The sequence below is a fragment of the Chitinophaga qingshengii genome (assembly GCF_014529935.1).
GTDB lineage: Bacteria > Bacteroidota > Bacteroidia > Chitinophagales > Chitinophagaceae > Chitinophaga > Chitinophaga qingshengii.
The window spans coordinates 2,994,917-3,020,395 of sequence record NZ_JACVFC010000001.1; the positions used below are offsets into that span (position 1 = coordinate 2,994,917).

At 46.9% G+C, this 25,479-nt stretch carries 30 protein-coding genes; 17 read left to right on the forward strand and 13 right to left on the reverse strand.

The annotated features are described in order from the left end of the window. Positions 1 to 48 precede the first annotated feature (48 nt). Positions 49 to 789 carry an SDR family NAD(P)-dependent oxidoreductase gene (locus ICL07_RS11470; protein WP_188088037.1) on the forward strand — a complete coding sequence of 247 codons (741 nt, stop codon included), beginning with the start codon at positions 49 to 51 and terminating at the stop codon, positions 787 to 789. Here ICL07_RS11470 and ICL07_RS11475 read toward each other — a convergent pair. Continuing rightward, positions 786 to 1,334: a DinB family protein gene (locus ICL07_RS11475; RefSeq protein ID WP_188088038.1), complete on the reverse strand. Its 549-nt coding sequence runs from the start codon at positions 1,332 to 1,334 to the stop codon at positions 786 to 788. The genes ICL07_RS11470 and ICL07_RS11475 overlap by 4 nt on opposite strands. A gap of 90 nt (positions 1,335 to 1,424) precedes the next feature. Between ICL07_RS11475 and ICL07_RS11480 the strand changes: the two genes are divergently transcribed. From ICL07_RS11480 to ICL07_RS11500, 5 genes are all read left to right on the forward strand, one after another. Further along, entirely contained in the window at positions 1,425 to 1,793 is a 369-nt protein-coding gene (locus tag ICL07_RS11480; protein WP_188088039.1) for a MarR family transcriptional regulator, read from the forward strand. A gap of 168 nt (positions 1,794 to 1,961) precedes the next feature. After that, positions 1,962 to 2,465, forward strand: coding sequence for a MarR family transcriptional regulator (locus ICL07_RS11485; RefSeq protein WP_223151807.1), 504 nt, complete (start codon positions 1,962 to 1,964; stop codon positions 2,463 to 2,465). 120 nt (positions 2,466 to 2,585) lie between these two features. Continuing rightward, a complete protein-coding gene (locus tag ICL07_RS11490) occupies positions 2,586 to 3,020 on the forward strand; it encodes a DoxX family protein (RefSeq protein ID WP_188088040.1) in 435 nt (144 codons plus the stop codon). 34 nt (positions 3,021 to 3,054) lie between these two features. Continuing rightward, complete coding sequence (locus tag ICL07_RS11495) at positions 3,055 to 3,642, forward strand: YceI family protein (RefSeq protein ID WP_188088041.1); 588 nt, start codon at positions 3,055 to 3,057, stop codon at positions 3,640 to 3,642. Between the two features lie 180 nt (positions 3,643 to 3,822). Beyond that, positions 3,823 to 4,440 (forward strand): hypothetical protein, encoded by a 618-nt coding sequence (locus tag ICL07_RS11500; RefSeq protein ID WP_188088042.1) that lies wholly within the window; start codon positions 3,823 to 3,825, stop codon positions 4,438 to 4,440. Positions 4,441 to 4,446: 6 nt separating this feature from the next. On the opposite strand, the gene ICL07_RS11505 is transcribed toward ICL07_RS11500, so the two are convergent. Together ICL07_RS11505 and ICL07_RS11510 are read right to left on the reverse strand one after the other, a co-directional pair. After that, positions 4,447 to 5,697 (reverse strand): DEAD/DEAH box helicase, encoded by a 1,251-nt coding sequence (locus tag ICL07_RS11505; RefSeq protein ID WP_188088043.1) that lies wholly within the window; start codon positions 5,695 to 5,697, stop codon positions 4,447 to 4,449. A 139-nt stretch (positions 5,698 to 5,836) separates the two neighbouring features. Further along, positions 5,837 to 6,361: a YceI family protein gene (locus ICL07_RS11510; protein WP_188088044.1), complete on the reverse strand. Its 525-nt coding sequence runs from the start codon at positions 6,359 to 6,361 to the stop codon at positions 5,837 to 5,839. Positions 6,362 to 6,536: 175 nt separating this feature from the next. On the opposite strand from ICL07_RS11510, the gene ICL07_RS11515 reads away from it, so the two are divergent. The 4 genes from ICL07_RS11515 to ICL07_RS11530 all read left to right on the forward strand — a co-directional run bounded on the left by ICL07_RS11515 (position 6,537) and on the right by ICL07_RS11530 (position 8,933). Continuing rightward, entirely contained in the window at positions 6,537 to 7,271 is a 735-nt protein-coding gene (locus ICL07_RS11515) for a DUF4184 family protein (RefSeq protein WP_188088045.1), read from the forward strand. Further along, positions 7,268 to 7,798: a DUF1697 domain-containing protein gene (locus ICL07_RS11520; RefSeq protein WP_188088046.1), complete on the forward strand. Its 531-nt coding sequence runs from the start codon at positions 7,268 to 7,270 to the stop codon at positions 7,796 to 7,798. Before ICL07_RS11515 ends, ICL07_RS11520 begins: the two co-directional genes overlap by 4 nt. Before the next feature lie 116 nt (positions 7,799 to 7,914). Beyond that, positions 7,915 to 8,394, forward strand: coding sequence for an RNA polymerase sigma factor (locus ICL07_RS11525; RefSeq protein ID WP_188088047.1), 480 nt, complete (start codon positions 7,915 to 7,917; stop codon positions 8,392 to 8,394). Beyond that, positions 8,391 to 8,933 carry a hypothetical protein gene (locus ICL07_RS11530; protein WP_188088048.1) on the forward strand — a complete coding sequence of 181 codons (543 nt, stop codon included), beginning with the start codon at positions 8,391 to 8,393 and terminating at the stop codon, positions 8,931 to 8,933. The genes ICL07_RS11525 and ICL07_RS11530 overlap by 4 nt, the downstream gene beginning before the upstream one ends. On the opposite strand, the gene ICL07_RS11535 is transcribed toward ICL07_RS11530, so the two are convergent. Continuing rightward, the gene (locus ICL07_RS11535; RefSeq protein ID WP_188088049.1) at positions 8,923 to 10,059 is read right to left on the reverse strand and encodes a serine hydrolase domain-containing protein; all 1,137 of its coding nucleotides are present in this window, start codon (positions 10,057 to 10,059) and stop codon (positions 8,923 to 8,925) included. The genes ICL07_RS11530 and ICL07_RS11535 overlap by 11 nt on opposite strands. 145 nt (positions 10,060 to 10,204) lie before the next feature. Here ICL07_RS11535 and ICL07_RS11540 point away from each other — a divergent pair, with 145 nt between their 5' ends. The 6 genes from ICL07_RS11540 (at position 10,205) to ICL07_RS11565 (ending at position 15,074) form a co-directional block, all read left to right on the forward strand. After that, on the forward strand, positions 10,205 to 11,101 hold the full coding sequence (locus ICL07_RS11540; RefSeq protein WP_188088050.1) for a glycerophosphodiester phosphodiesterase family protein: 897 nt from the start codon (positions 10,205 to 10,207) through the stop codon (positions 11,099 to 11,101). A gap of 330 nt (positions 11,102 to 11,431) precedes the next feature. Then, positions 11,432 to 11,962, forward strand: a complete 531-nt coding sequence (locus tag ICL07_RS11545) for an OmpA family protein (protein ID WP_188088051.1) — start codon at positions 11,432 to 11,434, stop codon at positions 11,960 to 11,962. A 15-nt stretch (positions 11,963 to 11,977) separates the two neighbouring features. Continuing rightward, the gene (locus ICL07_RS11550) at positions 11,978 to 12,739 is read left to right on the forward strand and encodes a flavin reductase family protein (protein ID WP_223151809.1); all 762 of its coding nucleotides are present in this window, start codon (positions 11,978 to 11,980) and stop codon (positions 12,737 to 12,739) included. 167 nt (positions 12,740 to 12,906) lie between these two features. Next, positions 12,907 to 13,452 carry a hypothetical protein gene (locus ICL07_RS11555; protein ID WP_188088053.1) on the forward strand — a complete coding sequence of 182 codons (546 nt, stop codon included), beginning with the start codon at positions 12,907 to 12,909 and terminating at the stop codon, positions 13,450 to 13,452. A 126-nt stretch (positions 13,453 to 13,578) separates the two neighbouring features. Next, on the forward strand, positions 13,579 to 14,316 hold the full coding sequence (locus ICL07_RS11560) for a hypothetical protein (RefSeq protein ID WP_188088054.1): 738 nt from the start codon (positions 13,579 to 13,581) through the stop codon (positions 14,314 to 14,316). A 116-nt stretch (positions 14,317 to 14,432) separates the two neighbouring features. After that, entirely contained in the window at positions 14,433 to 15,074 is a 642-nt protein-coding gene (locus ICL07_RS11565) for a hypothetical protein (RefSeq protein ID WP_188088055.1), read from the forward strand. 100 nt (positions 15,075 to 15,174) lie between these two features. Here ICL07_RS11565 and ICL07_RS11570 read toward each other — a convergent pair whose 3' ends face one another. The 5 genes from ICL07_RS11570 to ICL07_RS11590 all read right to left on the reverse strand — a co-directional run bounded on the left by ICL07_RS11570 (position 15,175) and on the right by ICL07_RS11590 (position 18,973). Continuing rightward, the gene (locus ICL07_RS11570) at positions 15,175 to 15,621 is read right to left on the reverse strand and encodes a hypothetical protein (RefSeq protein WP_188088056.1); all 447 of its coding nucleotides are present in this window, start codon (positions 15,619 to 15,621) and stop codon (positions 15,175 to 15,177) included. Between the two features lie 59 nt (positions 15,622 to 15,680). Then, positions 15,681 to 17,372, reverse strand: a complete 1,692-nt coding sequence (locus tag ICL07_RS11575) for a hypothetical protein (RefSeq protein WP_188088057.1) — start codon at positions 17,370 to 17,372, stop codon at positions 15,681 to 15,683. A gap of 6 nt (positions 17,373 to 17,378) precedes the next feature. Then, entirely contained in the window at positions 17,379 to 17,909 is a 531-nt protein-coding gene (locus ICL07_RS11580; protein WP_188088058.1) for an RNA polymerase sigma factor, read from the reverse strand. A 147-nt stretch (positions 17,910 to 18,056) separates the two neighbouring features. Then, a complete protein-coding gene (locus tag ICL07_RS11585) occupies positions 18,057 to 18,311 on the reverse strand; it encodes a hypothetical protein (protein ID WP_188088059.1) in 255 nt (84 codons plus the stop codon). Between the two features lie 179 nt (positions 18,312 to 18,490). Continuing rightward, positions 18,491 to 18,973 (reverse strand): GNAT family N-acetyltransferase, encoded by a 483-nt coding sequence (locus ICL07_RS11590; protein WP_188088060.1) that lies wholly within the window; start codon positions 18,971 to 18,973, stop codon positions 18,491 to 18,493. Positions 18,974 to 19,080: 107 nt separating this feature from the next. Here ICL07_RS11590 and ICL07_RS11595 point away from each other — a divergent pair, with 107 nt between their 5' ends. Further along, complete coding sequence (locus ICL07_RS11595) at positions 19,081 to 19,683, forward strand: Crp/Fnr family transcriptional regulator (RefSeq protein ID WP_188088061.1); 603 nt, start codon at positions 19,081 to 19,083, stop codon at positions 19,681 to 19,683. 33 nt (positions 19,684 to 19,716) lie between these two features. Here ICL07_RS11595 and ICL07_RS11600 read toward each other — a convergent pair whose 3' ends face one another. From ICL07_RS11600 to ICL07_RS11615, 4 genes are all read right to left on the reverse strand, one after another. Beyond that, complete coding sequence (locus ICL07_RS11600) at positions 19,717 to 20,127, reverse strand: RidA family protein (protein ID WP_188088062.1); 411 nt, start codon at positions 20,125 to 20,127, stop codon at positions 19,717 to 19,719. 112 nt (positions 20,128 to 20,239) lie between these two features. Then, positions 20,240 to 21,361: an oxidoreductase gene (locus ICL07_RS11605; RefSeq protein WP_188088063.1), complete on the reverse strand. Its 1,122-nt coding sequence runs from the start codon at positions 21,359 to 21,361 to the stop codon at positions 20,240 to 20,242. A 213-nt stretch (positions 21,362 to 21,574) separates the two neighbouring features. Continuing rightward, entirely contained in the window at positions 21,575 to 23,050 is a 1,476-nt protein-coding gene (locus ICL07_RS11610; RefSeq protein WP_188088064.1) for a cytochrome c family protein, read from the reverse strand. A 105-nt stretch (positions 23,051 to 23,155) separates the two neighbouring features. Then, positions 23,156 to 25,240, reverse strand: coding sequence for a hypothetical protein (locus ICL07_RS11615; protein ID WP_188088065.1), 2,085 nt, complete (start codon positions 25,238 to 25,240; stop codon positions 23,156 to 23,158). Positions 25,241 to 25,479: the final 239 nt, after the last annotated feature.

Below are 25,479 nucleotides of genomic sequence, written 5' to 3' on the forward strand. Positions count from 1 at the left end.
TTTAATCCCCGCGCCCCTCCTAGCTTTGCAGGCATAAAATCAATTCGTATGAAACGTCTGGAAAATAAAGTAGCCCTGGTAACAGGAGGCAGTCGCGGTATGGGAGCGGCTATTGTTCAGCAACTGGCAGCTGAAGGCGCCACCGTTGCATTTACCTATAACAATGGTGCAGAAAAAGCCGCGAACGTAGCAGCGGAGCTTGCCCGTAAAGGACAGCGCGGGCTGGCTATTGCCGCCAACAGCGCCGAACCTTCCGCGGTTGTAGCAGCAGTAGAACAAACGGTAGCAGCATTTGGCCGTATAGACATACTCGTTAACAACGCCGGTGTGGCCGTGTTGAGACCATTTGAAGATTATACCATCGAGGAATACAATTATACAATGGACATTAACGCCAGGGCTGTGTTCGTAGGCTCCCAGGCGGCCGCCAAACACATGAGTAAGGGCGCCCGTATCATCACGATCGGCAGCTGTATGGCTGACAGGGTTTCCGGTCCTTACGGTACCTTGTATGCGATGAGCAAATCGGCGCTGACAGCCTTCAACAAAGGCTTGTCCCGCGACCTGGGTCCCAGAGGGATTACAGTGAACCTTGTACAGCCCGGACCTATCGACACCGACATGAACCCCGCTAATGGAGAACATGCCGATGCACAAAGGAAAAACATCTCCCTGGGAGAATATGGTACAGTAGAAGACATTGCCTCACTGGTCACTTTCCTGGCTTCGCCGGAAAGCGGTTATATTACCGGTACTGCCATCACTATTGATGGAGGCACCAACAGTTAATAACGTTTGGCAGCCACCAACTGGTAAAACATATAGTCGGTATTGGTAGCGTCAGTGATACCCAGGTGACGGCCCATGGTAACGATCTGTCCACGGTGATAGGTAGAGTGATGACTCACCTGGAGCAGCATTTCATGGCCTGGTATATTGAAATCACCGGCAAACGGGATGGTTACCGGATAAGATTGTACTAATTGCTCCAGTGTGAGGCTGTCTGCCAGTTCCTTTAATTCTTCCGCCTGTTTTAACACATTATCCAATACTTCCGCAACAGATTCATTACACACCAAAGGACCAAAGGTGAGTGACGGATGTTCGTTGCGGAGGTTTTTTGTCCACCAGGCGGAAGTTTCCATCATATGTTTCAGGGTTTCCTTCATGGTACCATAACTGGATGTCACCGGTGTTTCCAACAGGGTGGCATCTTTTGTTTTCAGCCATTCCACCAGGGTTTTGGTTGCCCATAATTCATAAGCGGCGACGCCTTTAGCGTAGTCAGCCAGGATAGCAGCAGTAGTAGCAGGTGCAGTTGTAGTGTTTATCATAGTAGTATCGTTTTGTTATACAAAGAAACCACTCCTTTGTGACAACCCCTTGTCAGTAGTCTTTTACTTTTTTTAAAAAAATTTGCCGGAATGAAAAATACACTTACCTTTGTTGTATATACAACAGTGGTAAGTGTAATTATGAAACTGGAGGATGAAATAAAACAGGTAAAATTTGCGAACGACTATCAGCGTGCCATGTTAAACGTTGTTTTTACGGCAAACTGGCTGGAAGTGGGCATTTCACAGCTTTTGAAGAAGTATGATCTGTCATCCCAGCAATATAATGTACTGCGTATTTTACGGGGTAGCCGGCCCAATCCGCTGAATTTGCTGGATATACAGGAGCGCATGATGGACAAGATGAGCAACGCTACCCGCCTGGTGGAGAAACTACGCCAGAAGGAATTGCTGACACGTATACTTCAGCCATTCCACCAGGGTTTTGGTTGCCCATAATTCATAAGCGGCGACGCCTTTAGCGTAGTCAGCCAGGATAGCAGCAGTAGTAGCAGGTGCAGTTGTAGTGTTTATCATAGTAGTATCGTTTTGTTATACAAAGAAACCACTCCTTTGTGACAACCCCTTGTCAGTAGTCTTTTACTTTTTTTAAAAAAATTTGCCGGAATGAAAAATACACTTACCTTTGTTGTATATACAACAGTGGTAAGTGTAATTATGAAACTGGAGGATGAAATAAAACAGGTAAAATTTGCGAACGACTATCAGCGTGCCATGTTAAACGTTGTTTTTACGGCAAACTGGCTGGAAGTGGGCATTTCACAGCTTTTGAAGAAGTATGATCTGTCATCCCAGCAATATAATGTACTGCGTATTTTACGGGGTAGCCGGCCCAATCCGCTGAATTTGCTGGATATACAGGAGCGCATGATGGACAAGATGAGCAACGCTACCCGCCTGGTGGAGAAACTACGCCAGAAGGAATTGCTGACACGTATACAATGCCCTACCAACCGTCGAAAGGTAGAGATCGAAATCACGGATAAAGGCATGGAAGTGCTGAAAGAGCTGGACCCGGCCATGGATGAGAACGATCAGTTGCTGGCAAAGAAGCTGAGCCAGGAAGAAGTGAAGCTGTTGGGAGATTTGCTGGATAGATTACGTGACTGATGTCCCCAGGGCTAATAATTCTCCTTCGGGAGATTATTTTTTACCTTAACAATTGTATATACAATATTTGTTTACACTTTATATAATACCTAAACACTATAACAACTAAACACCCTTTTTATGTTTAAGCGCTTATTGCAAACAGATAACAGCCTTACTTCCTTTATCATCCGTGTAACAGTAGCGATTGTGATGCTGCCGCACGGCCTGCAGAAACTGCTGGGCGCATTTGGTGGTCATGGTTTCAAAGGCACCATGGATTACTTCACCTCCAACGGTACTCCTGCTATCCTGGCTTTCCTGGTGATCATCACCGAAAGCATTGGTTCTCTGCTGATCCTGTTGGGTTTCACTACCCGTTTATGGGCCTTGATGCTGACAGCTGTAATGCTGGTAGCGACCTCCGTACATAGTGCCAACGGCTTCTTTATGAACTGGGGCGGTAACCAGGCAGGTGAAGGATTCGAATACCACCTGCTGGTACTGGGTATCCTGTTGGCCCTGCTGATTAAAGGAGCAGGCCGCTGGTCTGTAGACCGTCAGCTGACTAAATAGTTTTTAATTTCTTTCCATAAAACAACAACAAAACATGAAGAAAGCATTTTTCTCTACCGCCCTCCTGGTATTAGCCAGCATTGCCTCCTTTGCACAAGTAAAATGGAATGCCGATCCGGCCCATACCGCCATCACTTTCAGCGTTAAGCACCTGGGTATTAACTACATTCAGGGTCATTTTGCCAAATTCAGCGGCTCGGTTGAAACTGCCGACAGCACTAATTTCCAGAACGCGAATGTAGCGTTCACCGCCGATGTAAACAGCATCAACACCGGTATCGATCAGCGTGATGGCCACCTGAAAACAGATGATTTCTTCAACGCCGCGCAATATCCTGATATCAGCGTAAAAAGCGTATCCTTCAAAAAAGTCACCGGCAACAAATACATCATGCTGGCAGACGTTACCATCCGCAACACGACTAAACGTGTACCCTTCGACGTTACTTACAATGGTGTGGTAAGAGACCCATGGGGACTGTGGAGAGCAGGTTTCACGGCTAAAGCCAGCATCAACCGCCTGGACTTCGGCGTGAAATACGCAGACAAACTGCCTTCCGGTGTATATGCCGTAGCGCCTACTGTAGACATCGTGGTGAATACAGAAATCGTAAAACAATAAAACATTTACGGATTTTTTGATTTACAACTTTGGAATTCTGGGATTTAGAAAAGCGAAAACCCACGCGAGTAAATACTCGCGTGGGTTTTCGCTTTTCTAAATCCCGAAATCAAAAAATCGTAAATCAAAAAATATCTAAATTACCATAGATTTGCCCACATCCTTAAAACCCATATATCCATGGCCATTGGCAGCATTTTCCTCGGTGCAGTAAAAAAATTTAACCGGCAACAAATTGAAACCAGGTTTACCCTCGTGATACTTCCCATCAAACCTGTCTGTTCCATGCTCATAGTAGGGAAAGAAAGAAATGGATTCCGTATCCGGTTGCACCGCGAAAGCGTGATTGCCGGCTACCTGCGTTCTCCGTTGGTAGCAGGCAGTGTAGCTGCTATCCTCATTGCCGGCGACCGCCCCGGTCCGGTATCTGTCAGTATAGCCGTTATCGTTACACTCGCCGCCCTGTATATGGTATTATTGTTTGGCCGCTCTAAACCGGAAGAACAGGAAGAACGGGCCCTGATGGAAGAACTGACCGGCATCGCCGCACTGGCCGGCTGGTTTGATGCTGACAGTTGCCAGGTGCAATACGACGCCATTGAAGAAACCTACCGGGATAACTACGCCAATAACAACTGGAAAACAGATCTTCAAAACAATAACATCAATTTCCAGAAGGCACCGCTGATATATGGACTGGCCATACTCCATGACGTGCTGCATCCCTCTGCCGACAGCAAAGCCTTGCGCAGCAAGGCGCAAATGCTTTATCGCGGCATGAAAAAAGTATATGGGTAGCCGTTATTATTTCTTTTTCTTCTTTTTCTTGCCCAGTTTGGCCATTTCCTCGTTGTGCTGATCGATGAGCAGCTGCCAGTTATCATTGGGCGCTTCTTCCGAGAAGAGGATGGTGTTTTCGTACTCGCCTTTATTGATTTTCATCTCTGTGATTTCCTTGCCCAGGAACTTCTGGATTTCAGCCAGTAATGGTTTTTCTTCCGTACTGCAGAAGGATACCGCGCGGCCTTTCTGTACACCACGGCCGGTACGGCCTACGCGGTGTACATAGTTTTCCGGCACGTCCGGCAGGTCGTAGTTCACCACATATTCCACATTGGGGATATCTATACCACGGGCATTCACATCGGTGGTGACCAACATGCGGACATCTCCTTTTTTGAATTCCTCCATTACCTGGAGGCGGTCGTCCTGCTCTTTACCACCATGCATAGCGAGCGCTTTGATCTCTACGCGGGCCATGGCTGCCACCACTCTTTCCGCCCGGACTTTGGTACGTACGAATACCAGTATTTTTTTATCAGGGAACTCCCGGGCCAGTCTTTCCAGGAAAAAGCGTTTATCGTCCATTTCCACGTAGGCCACGGAGTGGGTTACGTTTTTAGATACCGGATCTTCCGGGGAGATCTGGATACGGATGGGGTTATTAACCACGGAGTAAGCGAGGTCTTTGATGTCTTTATCGAGGGTAGCGGAGAAAAACAGGGTTTGGTGCTGGCGGGGGATATGCCGGATCACGTCCCGGATATCGCGGATAAAGCCCAGATCCAGCATATGGTCTGCCTCATCCAGGATCAGCGTTTGCACCTTGGAGAGGTCCAGGTGTTGCTGGTTCAGCTGGTCGAACATACGACCCGGTGTGGCAATGAGCACATCCACACCCTTTTCCAGGAATCTGACCTGTGGTTCCTGGTCCACGCCGCCCACCAGGGCGAGAATACGGAGTTCCGTATACTGTGCAATTTGCTGGAAAACCTCCGCAATCTGGATGGCCAGTTCGCGGGTGGGTACCATTACCAGGCATTTCACCTCATATTTGCTTTTCCGGTAGCGCCGGTCCTGTTGCTGGAGCCGGTGAAGTACCGGGATGGCAAAAGCAGCCGTTTTGCCCGTACCTGTCTGGGCAATGGCCATCACATCATCTCCCTTCAAAATGGAGGGAATAGCTTTGAACTGGATGTCTGTAGGGCGTTTAAAGCCCAGTTCAGCCAGGCTATCCTTTATTTCGGAGGATATATTGTACTGTTCAAATTTCATTTGCGCTGGTTATCTGCGGCGAAGATAAACCAATTCAGCAACGAATTACGGGTTTACGAATTACGAACCGGCAGTTTCGGCGTATATCAGGGCTTGCCAGGTATACACTTCATTCGTCATTCGTAACCCGTAATTTTTTTCAGGATTTGACCAGTTGTATTTCCATGTTGAGTTTTACCTCGTCGCTGAGCACGATACCACCGGCTTCTGTGGTGGCATTCCAGCGCAGGCCGTAGTCGGTGCGGTGCAGGCGGCCTTTGAGTGCAAAACCGGCTTTATGTTGTCCCCAGGGGTCAACTGTAACGCCGTTATGTTCCACATCCAGTTCTATCGGGTGGGTTTGGCCTTTAATAGTGAGATTTCCCAGCAATTTATACTTTTCACCATCTATCTTTTTCACTTTGGTAGAGGTGAAGCTGATTTTCGGGTGATTATCGGCATCAAAAAATTCCCCGTTACGCAGGTGTTCATCGCGTTGTTTGTTCTGCGTATCGATGCTGTCGGCTGCCGCTTCAAAGGAGATGGTGGCATCGTGAAAGTCGTCGCTTTCAGTCTGGATGCTACCGGAGAAGCGTGTAAAATATCCGCTCACGTTGGTGATCATGAGATGCTTTACTTTGAATCCTATTTCGCTGTGTGATTCATCAATTTTCCAGTTAGTCATAGCACATTGTTTTTTATGTTTTCAAAGACCTGACAAATTTAACGCCGGTACAGGTTACGGGTATTGGATTAAATACCGGAAATGATGGACTATTTGCACTTATACAATAATTTAATGCCCTGGATTTTAACATTATTTCTACATATGCGTTAAATTTAGTTTCAACTATGCCGCTATGCCTTTTACGATCTCTCATATAGCCATTGTATTGCCGTTCACCTGCAAACAGCGTCCCTGGCTTTCCGTCACGGGACTAATGATAGGTGCCATGGTGCCTGACTTTTTTTACTTTGTATTATTTAATCCCTATTTCAATGACGGTCACCGTTGGAGCGGTATTTTCCTGTATGATGTTCCACTGGCGTTGGTATTGGCTTTTTTATACCATGAAGTAGCCAAACCCGCGTTGATCCGCTACCTGCCCGGCTGGGCCGGCGCGCGGCTGCATCATTTCCGGGATTTCCGGTGGCGCAGTTATTTCAGTAAAAACTACGGTGCAGTGGTGTTGTCTATTGTACTGGGAGTACTTACTCATTTTTTCCTGGACGGTTTCACCCATGGACATGGATTTTTTGTACAGCGGATTCCTTTTTTGCAGGGCAGTATTTCGCTTTTCGGAGAGCCGATGGAGATATGGTATGGTATGCAGTATCTTACTTCTGTAGCAGGGCTGTTACTGCTGGGCTGGTTTTTCCGGCGGCTGCCGCAGCCATTTTTCCCATCTGAAATACAGGGAAAACATAAACCTGTATTTTGGTTGCTGACAGCTGTCATAGCCAGTATGATACTGTTGCTTTACCGGCAGCAACCACATGTTTTCGAGAAAAGCATGGATTACCTGGCCATTGTGATGGGCGCTGTTTTTTATGGATTCTTTGCCGTAGTATTGGGGCAAAAACTATTGCGATGATGACCAGGTACATTGCTTTCCTGCGGGCCGTTAATGTAGGAGGCAGGCAGGTAAAAATGGAGCTGTTAAGAGCCCTCTTTGAGCAGGCAGGATTTAAGCAGGTTAAGACCTATATCCAGAGCGGCAATGTCATTTTTGACGCCAAAGGACAGGAAGCCGCCCTGGAGGCCAAAATAGAGCAATTGCTTCAGCAAAACCTGGGGTTTGCCGTACCTGTCTGTATCCGGAGTATAGCAGCCGTACAGGCAGTACTCGACAACAATCCTTTTCCCGGTGTTATTCCCGATAAGGATTTCCAGATTTATATTGCTTTCCTGCAAACCCTTCCCGGCAAAGAAGCCACCGCAATTATAGCCACGTTACAGAGCGATATTGAAACCTACCATCTGAATGGGAAAGAGGTATATGTGCTGATGAAAAAAAATACCGGCGCTCCTCCTTTTTCCAATACCTACCTGGAGAAAAAACTAAAACTGGTGGCTACTACCCGTAACCTGGCCACCGTACAGAAAGTCCTTTCATTTTGAAATTTGATTATTTAGCTATTTAGGGAGTGCCCTGATAACTAAATTTCAAAATATTTTCATCGGGCTGTAAGTTTTTGCACTTCCACAGCAACTAATAATACAAACAGCTGCTGTTCATGAACCAGGAAATATTTTTAGGCATTTTGCGGCAACATGAGGGGATTCTTCACAAGATATGCCGTTTGTACCGCGATACGCCGGAAGACCGGGAAGATCTTTTTCAGGAGATGGTGTATCAGCTATGGCGTTCCTATCCTTCCTTTCAGGGCGAAGCCAAGGTATCGTCCTGGATTTATCGTATTGCCCTGAATACAGCACTGGCTTCTTTCCGGAAAAAAATGCCGGAGGTTACCTACCCTGACCGGTTGCCGGATGACAGCGCCATCTCCGTCCCTGTTTTTACTGATCAGCAGGAGCAGCTGTTTCAGGCGTTGCAACAGCTCAACGATGGGGAAAAGGCGCTGATGACGCTTTATCTCGAAGATCTCAGTTACCAGGAAATTGCTGCCATTATTGGTATTGAGCCCAATTACGTGGGCGTAAAAATCAATCGTATTAAAAGTAAACTAAAGACCATTCTAAAACCTGATCCATGACAAACGATCCATTAAAAGCAGCCTGGCAAACAGCCAATATTCCGGCGCACGACGACCTGCAGGCGGTTGTCCGGGCACGGGGCGGGCATCCGGTGATGTCCCGTATTCGCCGGCAGCTGTTGCTGGAAGGTGGCTGTTACATTTTATTCCTGCTGGTGTATTATGATTTTTTTGACGGACACCGGCGTCCGCTCTATCTGAACATTATCCTGGTGTTATCGGTGGCCTGTATGCTGATGCAACACCTCAACGGGTATCTGCTGGCTTCCAGTGCGTTGAAGGGGCCGGATATATTCCGGTCGTTGCAACAAAAGGTGTTGCAACTAAAACAATATGCGTGGTTATCTGTCGGTTCGCGGGTACTCGGCTGGTGTGGCATCATGGTGTTTTTCTGCACCGGTATTACATGGACCAACGCCAAATACGGACTATTGGCGGGCGCTATCATCATCATGGGCGTTCAGATGGCGATGTTATGGCAGTTGTGGCAGCGGCGGATTAACCGGATAAAAAACACCCTGGCGGAGCTTAACGGTTAGGCACAACCGGAAAGAGGTCGACGTTGGGCCAGCTAACCTGGCCCTCTTTGACGACCTTCCAGATCAGGCCATCCAGATCATTGAAGAAAGCTTTATCGGTACGGGTATTACAGAGTATTACCCAGTTGAATCCGTTGGCAGCCCGTACTATTTCACTGGCAGTACCGGGGAGAGAACCGGCATGCCACCAGTTGTTCCAGGCGTTGACCGCCCATCCCAGTGCATAGCCGGGATTGGCAGATGAGCCGGTTGTCATTATTTTTTCCGAAGCAGGAGATAATATATCCGGATGGGTATCAAAACCATCTATGGCAGCGAGGAACAGGGCCAGATCGGTAGCTGAAGCGATCCAGCCGCCATGGGCATCCATGCGGGAGAGGTTAAAATTGTAAGGCTGCTGCCCCAATTGACCGTAATAGGTTACCTCTCCGGTTTTTCTTTCCTGCCGGGTATTTCCACCAATTTCCATATGATAGATGCCTGCAGGATGTAGTACAGCTTCCTGTACGTAGGCAGCATAACTTTTGCCGGTCACTTTTTCGATGATGCGGCCAAGGATGCAATAACCAAAATTGGAGTAGGCGTATACGGTTCCCGGATCATATTCCAGGGGTTGTTGATCAATAGTGCGGGCCAACAGGGTATCTACCGGCCATTCGGGATGGCTGAACATAGGATCATGCGCTGTGTTGGACCATCCACCGGCGGTATGTTGCAGCAGTTGCTGTACGGTAATTGCCAGCAGGCGCGGGCTATAGGGTGGGTGACCGTAAGCGGTGCCCAGGAGGGTACCGGGGCCGAATACCTTGTCCTGCAGAGAGAGCTGGCCAGCTTCCACTAATTTCAGTATAGCCACTGCCGTTATACTTTTAGAAACGCTGGCAATACGGAAACGGCTATCCGCAGTCACCGGTTTGCGGGTATTGCGGTTAGTCACACCGAAACCCTTGGCATATACCAGTTTCCCGTGCCGGGTGATAGCCACTGCCATACCGGGTACCTGGTACTGTGTCATAAAGGCTTTGATGATATGATCTACCTGGGGCATATCCGGGGGCCGGAGGGTACTGTCCCTGGCTATCGGGGCAGTCCATAAACCCGCCATCAGCAATAGGTAACCAAACATTGTTCATTTTTATCATACCAAGATAAGGAAAGTACCCCTTATCGTTAAATTTAGTTTATGATTGCCGGTTATAAGGATGGAGGGCTATTATCCCGGAAGTGAATATTGTATCTTGTGCGTTACATTCAAAAAAATCATGATTGACATGAAACGTATCCTTATTCTTTTGCTGGGAGGAAGTCTCCTGGGTTTCAACAGTAACGCCCAACAGAAAACAGACGTACAGGCCCACCGTGGCGGCATGGGACTGATGCCGGAAAACACCATTCCTGCTATGTTGAATGCTGTCAAACTAGGCGCCCGTACCCTGGAATTGGACTGTGTGATCACAGCAGATGATAAGGTGGTGGTATCCCACGACGCCTATATGTCGGCCGAGTTCATGCGCAAACCGGATGGCAGCGATATTACCAAAGCGGAGCAGAAAAAACTGGCGCTGTTTTCTATGACGTATGACAGCATCCGTAAATATGATGCCGGCACCAAACCACATCCCCGCTTTCCGCAGCAGGAAAAAATGAGTGTTCACCGCCCGTTGCTGTCGGACCTGATTGACAGTGTTGAAGCTTATGTAAAACAACACCACCTGAAACCGGTGTATTACAATATGGAAACCAAATCCTCTCCGGATGGTGATGGTGTTTACAATCCGGCTCCCGATGTATTCGTTAAACGGGTAATGGCGGTCATCAATGAGAAAAAAATCGCCAAAAGAGTAACAATACAATCCTTTGATCTCAGGACATTGCAGGTGTTACACAAAACCTGGCCTAAACAAACCACTGCACTGCTGATCGGCAATCAGCAATCTTTTGCAGAAAACATTGCCCAACTGGGATTTGTACCAGATATCTACAGTCCCAACTTCAAACTGGTGACCGCCGAACTGGTGAAAGAAGCTCATGCAAAAAAAGTGCAGGTATTACCGTGGACAGTAGACGAAGAAGCTGATTTGCAGCAGATGTTGTCACTCGGTGTAGATGGTATCATTACCAACTATCCTGACAGGCTGATTAAAATAGCTGGTAGTTATCAACGCTAAGAAAGAGCCGATAGCTGTATACAACAAAATGCGCGGCTGTAATGTTATCTAGCAGTAGGGATTATCCATACTGTTCGTGATAAACATTACAGCCGTTTTTATTTGTACGGAGGGCAGGTTAAGTTTCCTTTCTACCACTGATTAAAACGTACGGATATGAAGCCATTTTCCGGTTCATGAAAAGCTCCTTCAACAACTTAATGGAGAAAACAATCATAAGAATCGGTAAATAATTTCATTACATATATTATTAATTAGATATTAAGGAAATTTATCACAACAAATTGATAATCTGAATTTTAGATACCTTTGCAGCCAAATAAACAGGATATGAAAAGAATGTTAATGACCTCACGTTACTGGATATACGCTCTGTTGGCCGTTACTTTTATGGCTTCCTGCGCATCATCAAAGAAGAGTGCCAGTCCCCATGTATACATGACCAAACAATACAAGGAACTGAAGAACGTGTTAAATGAAGCTGAAGTAAGTATTATCAGGGATAGTCTGAAAGTTATTTTTCCGAACAATGTATTGTTTGCCTCCTCTTCTGATGAGCTGAAACCTGAGATCAGGCCTACTTTTGGTCATTTTGCGGAAGTACTGAATAAATACAATAAAACAAAAATTCTGATCACCGGTCATACCGACAGCACCGGTTCTACCAGCTATAACCGCGAATTGTCTGAAAAGCGCGCTATCAGGGCGAAAACATTGCTCAACGACTTTAAGGTAAACAACGACCGTATGTTTACCTGGGGACTGGCAGACCGCGATCCGATTGCCACTAACAGCACCGAAGAAGGCCGAGCCAAAAACAGGCGTGTAGAATTTGTGATCCTCTACGATGTAAAAGAATAGGGATATTAAGAAGATATGGGAAACCGCATCCGCAAGGGTGCGGTTTTTTTGGGCCCCAACACCACCGGTAATGGTAGAAAGGCAAGAAACGGGTTTCCATCGCTACAGCAAAACATCAACTTTGCCGGAAACCGTCCTGTTATGCATATAGATAGTCACCCGGCGATTTTGTATTTCGGTACGCCGGTAGTATTGATCAGCACCGTTAATACAGATGGCAGTTACAACCTGGCGCCGATATCCTCCGTTTTCTGGCTGGGATGGCGTTGTATGATTGGTTTAGGCAGCGCCTCCCATACCGCACAAAACCTGTTACATACCCGTGAATGTGTATTAAACCTGCCTTCCGTACAGGAAGCGGCAGCTGTTGACCGGCTGGCACTCACCACGGGCGCGAATCCTGTACCAGCCAACAAACAGCAACGCGGTTACCGTCATGTAAAAGACAAGTTTGCCCTGGCGGATTTTACCCCGGCAACATCGGGTACCGTTGCCGCCCCCCGGGCCGCTGAATGCCCGGTACAACTGGAAGCCGGGGTGGTAGCCTGGCACCGCCTCGGACAGGATGATCCGGCACAATACGGTCGGATCATCACTTTTGAATTAAAAATCAGGAAAGTACACCTGGACACCGATATCCTGATGGATGGATATACCGACAGGGTGGACCCCGACAAGTGGCGGCCGCTGATCATGAGTTTCCAGCATTTTTACGGGCTGGGCGACAAAGTGCATCCTTCTACACTGGCACAGATACCCGAGCGCTTGTACCGCTAGTTTCCAGGAAAATAACTGTCCTATCCGTCGTGGCTGACCTGGTAAAAAAACCGATGGGATTTTGCGGTGCGTTGTATTATCTTCGGATAAGGTATAACAACAATATCTTCCGCCTGTCTGTTAAAATAAAGGGAATTCCCTGATCATTTTCTAAATGCCTGATCACCATGAAAAAACTATTGCTCTTACTGTTGATGATACCCGTTTTCAGTGTCGCCCAGCAAAAAGACAAACTGCTGTTTGGTTATGCCTATGGCATGATACATGATGGCGCCTTCGGCGGCGGTTTGGCTGGTAACGTGGAACTGTGGAATATTGTCAATATCGGGCCGGCAGTAGAGCTCACCTCTTTCGATGGGCACACCATGATTCCCGTGTTCCTGGATCTGAAATTGAAATACCGGCTGGATGGCTGGTCGCCCTATATTACCGGACAATTTGGTTACAACAACTACAATGTAAAACAGGTACAAAATCTCACGGCGCCCTCCGGGAACCAGCAAATGACCACCTTCAATGAAACCGGTAAAAATTTTTACGGCGTAGGCGCTGGTATCATCCGGCATTTCAATCAGTTCGGCGTATATGCATCCTATTTATACCGCGGTTATACCTACAAATACCCCAGTGATATTAAGATCAACGATGAGGTAGTTAATTTAGCCAACAAACAGGTGAGTACCAATGTGTTTATTCTGGGCGTCACATTTTAAATGATGACGGCTGTCATCAAGCCGCAATTGTTGCCTGTTAGCAGTTTTAGTTTGTAGCATTGTGTGATTTTTGAAACCCACTTGCCTTATAGGGCAAGTTAATAATCTTCACCCAAAATCTTACCAATGAGACACACCAAAACCCTCGTTAACTCAGCTATTGCCCTGCTGTTAACCATCACCATCCAGTACGGTTGTAAAAAAGCGGATCAACCGGCTGTAGCACCTGAAAAACCTGCCGCCCAAACCCTTGTTGAAGATCACCTTACCATCACACCAGAACGGCAAAAAATCATCGACCTCTTCAACAAAAGCAAAAACGCCAGAGGAGCATCCGACGGCCAGATAGCAGCTGCCCGCTATCGTAATTTCAACGTTGCCTATTATGGTACCGTTCCCAGTGACATCCAGGCGCTGGTGAATGGAGAAATTGACCAATTGTACAACACATCCACCACCAGTACTACCAAATCACGGATGACGGGCGCCACCATCAACGTGTATAACAATCCTGGCCAGGGCGACCTGTTCTACAATAACGGTAACGTCTATATCGTAAACTTTGCCGTTTACCGTAATGTACATACCGGTCCCGGTAACGTTATTTTCCACGAACTGTTCCACTACCTGCATGACACCTGGGTAAGTGGCGGTTTCAACAATTCCACTATCATCAACCTGTGGCAAAACTGCCGTAATTCCGGCGTTTATCCTCCAGGTTCCTATGTATTGAGCAACCAGGCTGAATACTTTGCAGTATCCGCAGAAGCCAAATACTGCAATACGAACCGGCCTCCTTACAATGCCAGTACCTTAGCAGCTTCTGACCCGAACTGCAACAACGTGCTGTCATCTAATTTCTGAGCACACCATTATTGATGGTCCCCGCCGTGGCTCAAAAGGCAGCAGCCATGGCGGGGACCTTTTATTTATTTTATAAATTAATTTTATATTTTGCAGGCTATCCAACAGCCATACCTATGTTTTCTTTTTTTCGTAAAAAAGCCCTTCCTATACAAGCTATCAGTATCCCCGATTTTGGATGGAATAAAGTGCGCAACACCGCTGATATTATTCAATGGGTCAACCCAGAGCAAAGTATAGCCGTTTCCGTTAATTATTTTGATCTTCCTCCCGACCTTCCTACTGTACAGGACGTGTCTGTACTCCGAAATTTCTTCCGTCAGTCCGTATCCGCAGCCGGCGGCGGCATTCTTACGGTGAATCTCTCCCAACACCAACAGATCCCGTTAGTCAGTACGCTGTTTAAGATTCCACAAGGGCAACATGGCATCACCTACCTTGCTTCTGTCATCATTCCTTTCAAACATTGTAGTTATGTGCTGAAAGTACAGGCCGCAGAAGCAGGGCCTACCGGCATGCGCGAAGCCTTAATAGCCGATGACCTTCTGCGTTCGGGATTCGATATGGATCAGTGGTCGGCCGATCCTTACGATCCGGGATTCAGGGAAGGACTGCCCATGAATGCAGCAGAAAGCATCAGTTATGATGCCAGCTTTCCGAATCACCACCTGACACAGACGCGGGCACTAATAGCGCAGATAACGGAGGCAATGGTATTACAATGGGCAATGTTACAGTTACCTCGTTTCGAGCAATAATATCTTTCAACGCAGCCCTTTTGTCAATCGCATACAGCACCCGTCTCCTTCCATAGGATAATATCCACCATTTGATGGATAACATCACTGTTTTTTCAGGTTATTGATGACGCCTGTCCATGGCATGAATAATTCTGTCATCAGGCCAAATAACATAACCAGGACCATTTTCAAGACGAAGAAACAAACCGGGAATATCAGGAGCCGATTCGAGCCACCATTTCCCTTGCCCTATCACCTCGTCATTTTTGAGAATTTTATACTGATAATCGATAGTTAACCGAATGAGGCAATGCTCACAAACCTCCCCATCCAACTTTTCCAGCTTATAGTCTCCCAGAAATTTTTTGGCGGCTTTCTCTTCACCGGTTTTACAGGATCTGTAAAAAAGTACCGCAGGTGTAATCAGCGCGAGGAACAACACTGTTAAGGGTAGAGAGACCTGTAATTGTTTTCTCTTTGTCAGTATAACATATAATAAAAGCAAAAGAAAGAGGATAAAACCCAGCAAAAGAATAGCCTGCATCAGGAGTACGGGACCTGCCATGATATTTGGTATTAGGATAATGAAAGCCATCCGGATATTCAGATGGCCTTCTCAATTTATCATTTTTTCCGGTTAATCTTCCACCGGAGTAACAGTTCCAGTTGCATGGCAGGCTTCATGTTCATACCGGTAGAATCTTTTGTGGCATGCAGTACGGGAACGACTGTACGTACCCCCGCCTGCCATCTGGCACGGTCGTAATACACTTCACCGGTTATACGTCCCTGGAGATGACCGATATTATTCCAGATCTTATTTTTCTCCGCATAATTAGTTTCCTTCGTGTGTATACCGGTGGTATCGCGGTATTGCAACGTTTCGAGGATAGCGGCCGTATGTCCGTAATATGCCTGCACACCGGCGCCGCCGAAGAAATCGCCCGCAATCCGGTGATGATACGATAAGCTGGCACTATAACCGAATGTTTGCAGGAGCGTACGCCTTAATTCGCTCGTAGCTCCCAGCGGCCCCATATCCTTATAATAAGGCTCGTTCCGGTAAAGCTGGGTGGTCATGGCATTGAGGTCCAGGCTTAGGGCCGCGTTACTCCAGGTACGTTGTACCCGTATACCGGGAATGAGCAGTCTGTATACCTGGCTATTGCCATTGGGACCTTTGTAATGAGCCGGACTGTTGACCACCGGCAATGGTACGCTCCACTGTGCCATTAGTTGCCAGTATCCCGGGGTAAAGGTTTTTTCGCGGGGGGTATGACGCACTGCGAGGCGGTCCATCGCTTCGCTGCTGGCTTTCAGCGGGCGGTCCGGTGCTAACCGGGCTACCGGGAGCCGAAGGGGTTGCAGGGTCAGTCTGGCAGATAATCCAGGTTTTAGCACGGCGGGTGTTTCAGGATGATAAGTGTCTGCCAGACCTACTGCTGCATCATTATTTTTTTCCTGGCTGGTAGCAGGAGGTAGTGAGCTTCCTGGCTGTTGGCCGGATGGTAACGGATCCTTTTGTTGCGCAGCTGCTTTGGAGGCTCTTGCCGGAGCTTTGCGATGATCGGCCCTGTTATTGGCGGAAGCATGGAAGAGGGCCGGTGTTACTGCTGTACCGGCATTCTGTGTTGCCGGAGATATGTGGGCGCTGGCTGTTTTATTGACAGCAGGCGATTTACCGGCAGCAGATGTATAATTTTTTGTATTCGCCGATGATTTTTCTGCTGCTTTACCGCCAACTGGTGTATTCGTTTTGTTATTATTCGCACCTGCCGGTGATTTTTCTGACACTATACCAGCGGCGGATGTATTCGTTTTATTATTGTTCGTACCTGCCGGTGATTTTTCTGACACTATACCGGCAGCGGATGTATTCGTTTTATTATTACTATCCGTACCCGCCGTTTCAGCCCCGCCATTGCCGGCGTCGGTGCCTGCTACTGTTACCGGGAAGTAACCCGTCGTCCTGCTGGTCAGTGTATCTATAGTCCGGCCGGCTGCGCTATCTGTAACGGAGCCGGCTTCCACTTTTTTAGGCGCGGGTACCGGGGTAGGTTGGTTAAACCGGAGTATACTGTATAATACTACACCGGAAACAAATACGGAGGCGACTGCATATTTAACAACAGGCAGCACTTTTGCCATGATACCCGTTGGGCGTGGGGTGGCATGTCCACCACCGGTCTGGTGTGTCACGGGCATCACTTCATTCAGGCGTTGCTCCATCAGGTTCCAGCTGTCGTCAGCGGGAGGTATGGGAATGGGTACTTTTCCATCGTCCGGGAAGTGCTTATGCAGGTTACTTTCACTCACGCGGTATCATTTAAGGTAATATTTCTCCAATATTGGTTTCAGTTTATTTCGTGTTTCACTCAGGTGCCATTTCACTGTTCCCTGGCTCTGCTGCATCATTTCGGCGATATCTTTTACCGGAAAACCCTCCAGATAAAACAACGAACATACTGCCCTGGTAGCAGGCGGCAACGCATCGAGCAATTTATAGATGTCTTCCCAATCCAGTTTGCTCATGATATTATTTTGCGTTGCCCCCGCTTCTTCATCAATTTCATTATGCGGTGGCCATTTACGACGCCGTATTCTGTCCAATGCCGTATTTCTGACAACAGTATATATCCAGTTAAACAATTCCCCTTTCGTTGCATCATATTTCCCCAGTTGTGTAAATACCTGCAGCATCCCATCATTCAATACCTCTACCGCTTCTTCATGCTGACTGAAGAATTTCCTGCACAACAGGAATAGTGCCGGATAGAACTTCCGGTATAGTTTCTCCTGGCTCCGCCTGTTATTGGTCAGGCACTCACGTACCAATTGCTGTAAATCTTCCAAAGGGTAATCCTGTTACAATAGTGGGTTATCAAAACGGCAAAAGTTGCCATAGACTTGTGGTCATATAGCAACTATCGTTTTTACTATCAGCGCTGCAAATGTATTACAGAAACTGTGTTTCTAACATGATAGTATATACGTCATCAGTTAGCGTCTCCGGGTACTATCCGGATGAGGATGCCATGGCGTATCAATCGGATGCCTCGGGCTATCTGTCGGAATTTTGGGACTATCCCCTGGAATCCGCGGGCTGTCAACCGGAGGCCAGTGAGGTCTGGTAGTATCTCCCGGATGGGGGATCGTATCATGATGGGTGGTATCCCCTGGATGACCGGTAGAATCAAGACCCGCCAGCTTCGCAGCCTTTTCGGCAGCCTCCTGCTGACGCACGACTTCCGTCATGTCCTTCCTACAACCGATTACGCAGCAAATACCCAATGCTACAGCTAAAAAATAAATGGGAAGATATCTCATAGAAAAAGTTGTTTACAAGAGTAAACGGCCAGAGTATCTGAAGAGGTTGGGTAACACAGCAAAAAAATAAAGGTAGATAAGTTCAGGTCCTCAAAAGCACATGATTTCTATACCAGCTTATAAATAAACTCTTCTATTTCGGCCTGCCTGGCATTGGCAAAACCCTTGTCTGTTCCCACTTTCGTAAAATTACATTTCTCCAGCACCCGCTGCGAACCAATATTATCAAATGCCACCCGGCCCCAAATAGGTCTGGCGTCTTCGATGGTTAAAAAATCGGTCAGCGCCTTTGTGGCGACACCTTTCCCCCAGAATTTTTTATCAATCCAATAGGTAATTTCCGCCTTGCCTTCCATTTCAAACTTGGAGACACTCCCGGCAATTACATTATTCACCAGGATAGTACACATATGAACAGTAGGCTCATTCAGCAATTTTGTGTATTTCTGGAGATAGGCAGCTTTATCTGCCGGGTCTTTCGGCATAAAAGCCGCTAAATAACCGCCTTCTTTATCAGTTTGAAAGACAAAGAGAACCTGCAAATCATCCACTACGGTTTTCCGCAATACTATTTCGGGATTATTGGCCATTTTGCTGATTTTAAAATTTGGCTGCACTAAAATCGCGTAAACAATTTAAAAAATAACCAGCAAACTTTATATGCTTATTTTTGTAACCTGCCCACATACACGGAAATATGTCACAGGAAGAAATCAACAAATACTTTCAAATACTGGAGCGCCATTTCATGGAGCGGATATCGCTTACGAAAGACGAGGGGCAACACATACGCTCTCTTTTCAGTTTCCGCAAACTGCTGACCAGACAGTATTTACTGGCAGAAGGTGATATCTGCCGTTATGAAAGTTATGTTTGCGAAGGTTTTTTGCGTTCGTTTTATGTAGATGAAAATGGCAATGAACATACCCTTCACTTTGCGAAGGAAGACTGGTGGATAACCGACCTGGGTAGTTTTCTGAACCAGGAGCCTGCCAGCCGTAATATCGTTGCATTGGAGCCTACGATCCTTTTACAAATCGACCTGCCTAAACGGGAACAACTGATGAAAGACATTCCTAAAATGGAACGTTTCTGGCGTATACTCAATGAGAAAGCCTGCGTATCCTCGGACCAGCGGATACTGAATAACATCAGCATGAGCGGCCAGCAGCGTTACCTGGCCCTGTTGAACAAATACCCGGATATTGAACAACGGCTGCCTCAGAAACATATCGCTTCTTTCCTGGGAATGACACCGGTTTTCCTTAGCCAGATACGCAAAGAGCTGGCAAAAAAATAAGAGAAGGCAATCCCGCCCTCTCTTATCCATTTACTATCTTTCTTTCCAATCCGCAGCCTCATCCGCTACTGCCACCGCTTCAATTTCAATCAATGCATCGGGCGAGTATAAGGAGGATACTTCAAAGATGGTATCTGCCGGATAAGGCGGCGTAAAATACCTGCCCCTCAATTCGACGATTTTCTCAAAGTTGCTCATATCACGGAGCAGAATCGTTACTTTAACAACGTTCTTCAAACTGGAACCGCCTGCCTTCAATACCTTTTCGAGGTTCTCAAAAGCTTTAGCGGCCTGCGCATCGAAATCCCCGATGGCTACCAAATGGCCGTCATCTCCAATGGCTGTCTGGCCGGAAATAAATAGCAGATCACCTACGCGATGTCCTTGTGCTAACCGGAAAGGTTTATATGTATCGGGGGTAATTTTAATTTGTGAGATTTCCATTTTATTCTTTTTGATGGTTGTAAGATGCTTCGTTTGTGCAGATATAGTTTCGGCAAAAATGAAGACGGATAACATAGTGCCTAAAACAATTTTTGTAAACATGATGTGCTGACTATAAATGATGGGATATTGTTTGTTCACGGTCGATAATACGTTGCGTATGACTGATCGTTGCTTCGGGCCAGAGCATATCCCGGTGAAAAGGAATTAAAGGCGCGCCGTTCAGCGTTTTTGCCGGCCAGTGCGGATCTGCCAATGCCGCTTTTCCAATGGAGAGCAGGTCCGCATGTTGCCGGGTTAATGCGACAGCAGCCTTATCGAGCCGGTGAAAACCACCGTTGGCGATTACCGGAATACCAGTGATCTCTTTTATGACCGATGCCAGGGATGATCCGTCTGCATAAAAGCTATCCCGCTCCCATTCCCCCGTTTGCACCGCCACATGTACAAAATCAGGCCGACTACCTTTGATGACATGGGCCAGTTCTCCGGCGGTGTGCAGCCCACCAGCCCAGCGATATCCCAGATCATTTACCTTTCCTTCTGAAACACGTAGTCCCACGATAAAGCGCTTGGGCACCACCAGCCTGATACCGGCAATAATTTCAGCGATAATGCGATAACGGTTTGGCATATCACCGCCATATTGATCCTGCCGTGAATTGAGTTCAGGTGTCAGAAACTGATCCAGCAGATAACCGTTTGCTCCGTGAATTTCTATGCCATCGAAACCGGCCTTGTATGCATTAAATGCAGCATTGATAAAACCTTGTTTCGCGGTTTGAATATCTTCCAGGCTCATAGCAACAGGCATCCGGAAGGCGCCTTCCCCACCATAAGCCACCATTTTATTGCCAACAGGCTGGATCGCGGAAGGCGCCAGGGTTACATCCAAATATTGGGATAATGCACCGCCGTGCATTAATTGAGCCAGTATCAAAGCAGGTTGCTGATGTACAGAACGGGTAACTTTCTCCCAGGATTCCGTTTGTCCAACAGTGGCAAGTCCCGGTTGATGATGATAACTTTTACTGCTACAGGTGTCTGTATAAATACCTTCCGTTATAATAACACTGAAACCTCCCCTGGCAAAAGCCGTATAATAATGATTCATTTCCCGGGTAGCCAGGCCATCGCTGGTGGCGCTTACCCTGGACATGGGTGCAACTACCGTTCGGTTGGCCAGCTCTCTCTGCCAGAAAGTAGCAGCTTGAAAAACAGGGTGTGTTTTCATTTTTATTTTTGATTTATTACACAACAAAGGTAGGGTCACCCTTCACCTGCCCTGGTATAAGTTATTTAAGAAATAACGTTAAACTATTTTAACAGGATAGTACGGAGTCATAAAGGTTTCATCTCCTTCAAGCTGGCGGTTTGGACAGTAGCATCATTTAAAGGCCGGATGGTATGACTACCATCCGGCCTTTTTATAATCACTGTATCATGCTTATCGCTTTTTTTTCCCGGGCATTGACACCGGGTATTGGGCAGCAGATATGGCAAAACTGAAATCGCCGAAGATGTTATTATTGACCGAATCAGGCGGATAAGGTGCAATGGTGCTGAATTTATGACAACTAAAGCAGGTATTGGTATTCTGCACATAACTCTCCAGGGTGGTATTAGCCACTATATGAGCACCACTCAGCATAGCGGATGTATTGAGTGGAAACGGCGCCTGGATAGGCGTTGTTTTATCCGGCTGTAACGTTTGTGACCAGATCACATCTACCAGTTCATAGTACTGGAAAACAGATTTAGGATAGAATTTCCGGATATTGCTTTGCATGCTATCATTGATAGGCACTGCATCTGTTGGATCAATGGGGTTTAACCGGGTTACCTGTATGGGTACCGGTCCCGCCTGCGACAAATAATAAGGCGGCGATGTATTCGGGGTACAGCCTACAGTAGCGGTACCGCCTCCCTTCAGGTTTACCTGGCGGGGAGCACAATTCCCGCTATAAAAATTATATCCGTACGGCGGCGGTGTCCTGTTGTTATCCGGCACATTATCTATCTGTTCAAATGTGGCCCATACCCAGGTGGGTTGATTCTGTGTTTTATGCAGGATGTGTAATCCTACTAAAGCCACCGTTGTCTCCCTTAATTTGCCGGTAGCCGAATCATACACCGTCGCCTGCGAGAGTTTATACCGCTGCCATTTAGGTGAATGAATACTGTCTACCTCCATCCATGCCGCTTTCACTTCTATCGCGCCTACAGGTCCGTTATATACCCCTTGCGGGAAATTAAGCGGGACGCCGTTTTTAGCCGAATCATGTTGTACGACGGCATTGTAATAACCGTTCTTCGTTACAAAATCATAGTAGTCTTTATTCAGCTTAATTTCATACCATACGTTGGTATTATTTTGAGCGCCCAGCCAGTTCGGGGCACCGAAAGGCGCCGCCTGATCGGGGAGCAGGCCAAAACTGGTATCCAATGCAAACTTGGTAGTAAAAGTTAACAGTTTCGTTTTACCCGGATTCATCAGCAATCTTTGTGACTTAAACCGGGCAGCATATTTCGGGGAGACAAGCGTACCCCAGGAAGATGGCTTTGCACCGTCTGGCGGGAACAGCACTTCTATGGGCATATAGGTTTCCCAGCTTACCGGTGTCATATCTCCGGGAGCGCCAAAATACCCGGATGTATTGACCGGCCAGTTCAGGGAAATGAATTCCTGCCAGGCAAAACAATTCGCCTGAGATTGGTTATTAAATGCCGGAAGATCGCCGGGCACCTGGTTGTTGAAGTTAATGACAATGTTATAGAGTGGAGAATTAGCGTTACAGTTGCAGGTATTTGTTGCTTTCGGTAACTGGTGATCCCCGTTTTCCGGTTTAAAAGCTGATATGATGTGCTGTGTGATAAATAAAAACGTACCGGTTACAAGAAAGATAGTAACGGATCTTTTCATTTTTTGAGGATTTTAAATGAGTAGTGCTGATGATTCAAGAGGCACACATAAAGTAATATGTGCCTCTTGCAGTGATCGATCTGAGGGGTTGTTGTATCGTATGCGTCAGCTCACATCAATGGTAACCACGATAGACCCTATGTTGTCGGTTAATCCGGCGCCATATAGTCCGTTCAGGTCGTCATTGATGCATAATTGTATTTCGCCGCTGAGGTTGGGTGGAACGGAAGCGCCCATGCCCACCAGGAAAACGGTATTACCTACTTTACCAATGAGTGCGCCTTCATTTTGCCCCGGCATGGTATAGCCTTTTTTGGCGGCAATAAAGGTGGGATTACCATTGGCATTGTACAGCTGTCCTCCGTTATCCTGCGGGTTGGCTGTCCACAAACCCGATGCATATTTAATGGTGGCTTTATTATTGGAATTGAGTACCACACCGGTATTCTGCCAGGCGATATTTGCCTGTGTTGTTACCGGCGATACCACAAACAGCGCGGGCATAGCCGCCTGGCGTTGCTGACCAACATTGGTAACATAGACACCGTGTTGCCCGGGCGTTGCATTAGCACCCACCGTCATCACCATATATACCACGGTATTGGTGCTGGGTTGACTATTACCCGGAATCGCATAGGTAATATTTTCTTTTACAGCAGTTACCTGTGCCGTGATATTGGGATCATCGAAGGTGATCGACGGATAGGTATTCGGTTGATTTTCCTTCGCAGTACAGGTGCCTACTACAATAGCCATGTTGGCCGCTGTAGTACCAATGTTCACCACAGAAGGCACATAGGTACTGTTACTTAATAATGGAATGGGATGGTTCACCGGGTTAGGCACATTGATGTTGTAGAGCGTGTCGAAATAATTCCGGTAAAAAAGTTGCAGCGGTTGTGCGAAAGTATTGGCCGGATCAGTATCCCCTACCGGTTCATAACCTTTCGGCGTAGTACCCTGATAGGCACTGGCGACAATCTGCATTTTGAAAGTGTACGCCACCTGTGATCCCCAGTTGATGGGCACATTTGAAATCTTGATATCGCTTACCGTATAACCTTTACTGGCCGGTACTTCAAATACCGCATGCAGAATAAAATTGCCCGGTAAGGGTTTACCAGACTGGTCTGTGAGCGTTTGGCTGCCCCGTTTAATGGTCCAGAAAGTGGAGGCGTCCGTACCATCAGGCGTTTGGTAAGTAGCGAAATTCGGCATTTGAATATACAGTCCCGGAGGATCTGCCAGCGTTACCATAAAACCCTGTGTAACGAAATTATTAACCGTACCGCCGATATTAGGATCGCTGTTACGGTACCGCTGACCAAACTGACCTACACAAATCAAATTATTGAATTGTGAAGAAGGCCACATGGTATTGGTAGTAGGCGGCGGAGGAGGAGGATTAAAACGCTGAATGGTAGAGGTGGTTGCCAATCCGATTTCAGTTTGTATCGTGTTGGGAGTACTGGTCAGATGTATGGCGCCACCTGTCGACGCACTTGATACAGGGCCGGTATTCCATTTGTTCAATGGGTTGTATATCGGCTGATTGGTAATGGGATTGACAATACCAGGTACAGACAGGTCCTGTAAGGTGATCTGTGGTTTATCCAGGATAGTCTGATACAGCGTCAGCACTTTGTTAGGATCCACTTCCCACAAGGTGTTCCAGTATTCAGGGTTTTCGCAGGTGAAATCAATCCGGGTAATTTTTCCTACAGCATTACGGGTAACTGCCCATTCACAATATTCATCCTGCCAGCCTCTGGGGCCGTAAGGAAAATAAGCAACGTTCTGTCCCGTACCACAAGGGTCATTTGATATCTGTCCGGGCATTACACCGGTGTCAGCCATCTCATATAACTGAGCCTGTGTGGCACTGGGGAAATTAAATGCCAATCTTCCCGGGAAAGCCAGCCATTGAATATTGGCAGCCTGACTGGGCGGATTGTTGTCGATAGGATTGTAATAATTTGTTGTAGCAGGTGTGTTTGTTGTATTCCAGGGATTGTTCAACATACCCTGTTGTATAAATCCATCCAGGTTGTTGCTCCATAAGCCATTCATCGTGCTTTGCTTCGCCGGATCATCTGCAAAATCCTGGATGTTTGCAGGCGTGCGGAATTGAAACCCCGAAGTGGAAGAAGGGGCTTTTTTTTCTGGGGCAAGTTTTTCTACGCTTTGCATTTCGTTAGGTTTTAAATGATTATTTAAAATTGAGTGAGGAAGCAGCGTACTATGTGAAAGGGGGCTGTGCAAGTATTTTGAGGTAATGAATCAGGGTTCCCGTTTTGTAATTACAAAAGTAGGCGATCAACCGATTAAACAAGCATGAAAAACATTTTTTGCTGCAGATATATTTCAGTATATTAAGAAGACAGCTAAAATATTTTATATAGATATTAAGGAGTCCTATCAATAATTTA

Coding starts and splice junctions, on each gene's coding strand:
- ICL07_RS11470 (WP_188088037.1), top strand. CDS start 49: ATGAAACGTCTGGAAAATAAAGTAGCCCTGGTAACAGGAGGCAGTCGC.
- ICL07_RS11475 (WP_188088038.1), bottom strand. CDS start 1,334: ATGATAAACACTACAACTGCACCTGCTACTACTGCTGCTATCCTGGCT.
- ICL07_RS11480 (WP_188088039.1), top strand. CDS start 1,425: ATGAAAAATACACTTACCTTTGTTGTATATACAACAGTGGTAAGTGTA.
- ICL07_RS11485 (WP_223151807.1), top strand. CDS start 1,962: ATGAAAAATACACTTACCTTTGTTGTATATACAACAGTGGTAAGTGTA.
- ICL07_RS11490 (WP_188088040.1), top strand. CDS start 2,586: ATGTTTAAGCGCTTATTGCAAACAGATAACAGCCTTACTTCCTTTATC.
- ICL07_RS11495 (WP_188088041.1), top strand. CDS start 3,055: ATGAAGAAAGCATTTTTCTCTACCGCCCTCCTGGTATTAGCCAGCATT.
- ICL07_RS11500 (WP_188088042.1), top strand. CDS start 3,823: ATGGCCATTGGCAGCATTTTCCTCGGTGCAGTAAAAAAATTTAACCGG.
- ICL07_RS11505 (WP_188088043.1), bottom strand. CDS start 5,697: ATGAAATTTGAACAGTACAATATATCCTCCGAAATAAAGGATAGCCTG.
- ICL07_RS11510 (WP_188088044.1), bottom strand. CDS start 6,361: ATGACTAACTGGAAAATTGATGAATCACACAGCGAAATAGGATTCAAA.
- ICL07_RS11515 (WP_188088045.1), top strand. CDS start 6,537: ATGCCTTTTACGATCTCTCATATAGCCATTGTATTGCCGTTCACCTGC.
- ICL07_RS11520 (WP_188088046.1), top strand. CDS start 7,268: ATGATGACCAGGTACATTGCTTTCCTGCGGGCCGTTAATGTAGGAGGC.
- ICL07_RS11525 (WP_188088047.1), top strand. CDS start 7,915: ATGAACCAGGAAATATTTTTAGGCATTTTGCGGCAACATGAGGGGATT.
- ICL07_RS11530 (WP_188088048.1), top strand. CDS start 8,391: ATGACAAACGATCCATTAAAAGCAGCCTGGCAAACAGCCAATATTCCG.
- ICL07_RS11535 (WP_188088049.1), bottom strand. CDS start 10,059: ATGTTTGGTTACCTATTGCTGATGGCGGGTTTATGGACTGCCCCGATA.
- ICL07_RS11540 (WP_188088050.1), top strand. CDS start 10,205: ATGAAACGTATCCTTATTCTTTTGCTGGGAGGAAGTCTCCTGGGTTTC.
- ICL07_RS11545 (WP_188088051.1), top strand. CDS start 11,432: ATGAAAAGAATGTTAATGACCTCACGTTACTGGATATACGCTCTGTTG.
- ICL07_RS11550 (WP_223151809.1), top strand. CDS start 11,978: ATGGGAAACCGCATCCGCAAGGGTGCGGTTTTTTTGGGCCCCAACACC.
- ICL07_RS11555 (WP_188088053.1), top strand. CDS start 12,907: ATGAAAAAACTATTGCTCTTACTGTTGATGATACCCGTTTTCAGTGTC.
- ICL07_RS11560 (WP_188088054.1), top strand. CDS start 13,579: ATGAGACACACCAAAACCCTCGTTAACTCAGCTATTGCCCTGCTGTTA.
- ICL07_RS11565 (WP_188088055.1), top strand. CDS start 14,433: ATGTTTTCTTTTTTTCGTAAAAAAGCCCTTCCTATACAAGCTATCAGT.
- ICL07_RS11570 (WP_188088056.1), bottom strand. CDS start 15,621: ATGGCAGGTCCCGTACTCCTGATGCAGGCTATTCTTTTGCTGGGTTTT.
- ICL07_RS11585 (WP_188088059.1), bottom strand. CDS start 18,311: ATGACGGAAGTCGTGCGTCAGCAGGAGGCTGCCGAAAAGGCTGCGAAG.
- ICL07_RS11590 (WP_188088060.1), bottom strand. CDS start 18,973: ATGGCCAATAATCCCGAAATAGTATTGCGGAAAACCGTAGTGGATGAT.
- ICL07_RS11595 (WP_188088061.1), top strand. CDS start 19,081: ATGTCACAGGAAGAAATCAACAAATACTTTCAAATACTGGAGCGCCAT.
- ICL07_RS11600 (WP_188088062.1), bottom strand. CDS start 20,127: ATGGAAATCTCACAAATTAAAATTACCCCCGATACATATAAACCTTTC.
- ICL07_RS11605 (WP_188088063.1), bottom strand. CDS start 21,361: ATGAAAACACACCCTGTTTTTCAAGCTGCTACTTTCTGGCAGAGAGAG.
- ICL07_RS11610 (WP_188088064.1), bottom strand. CDS start 23,050: ATGAAAAGATCCGTTACTATCTTTCTTGTAACCGGTACGTTTTTATTT.
- ICL07_RS11615 (WP_188088065.1), bottom strand. CDS start 25,240: ATGCAAAGCGTAGAAAAACTTGCCCCAGAAAAAAAAGCCCCTTCTTCC.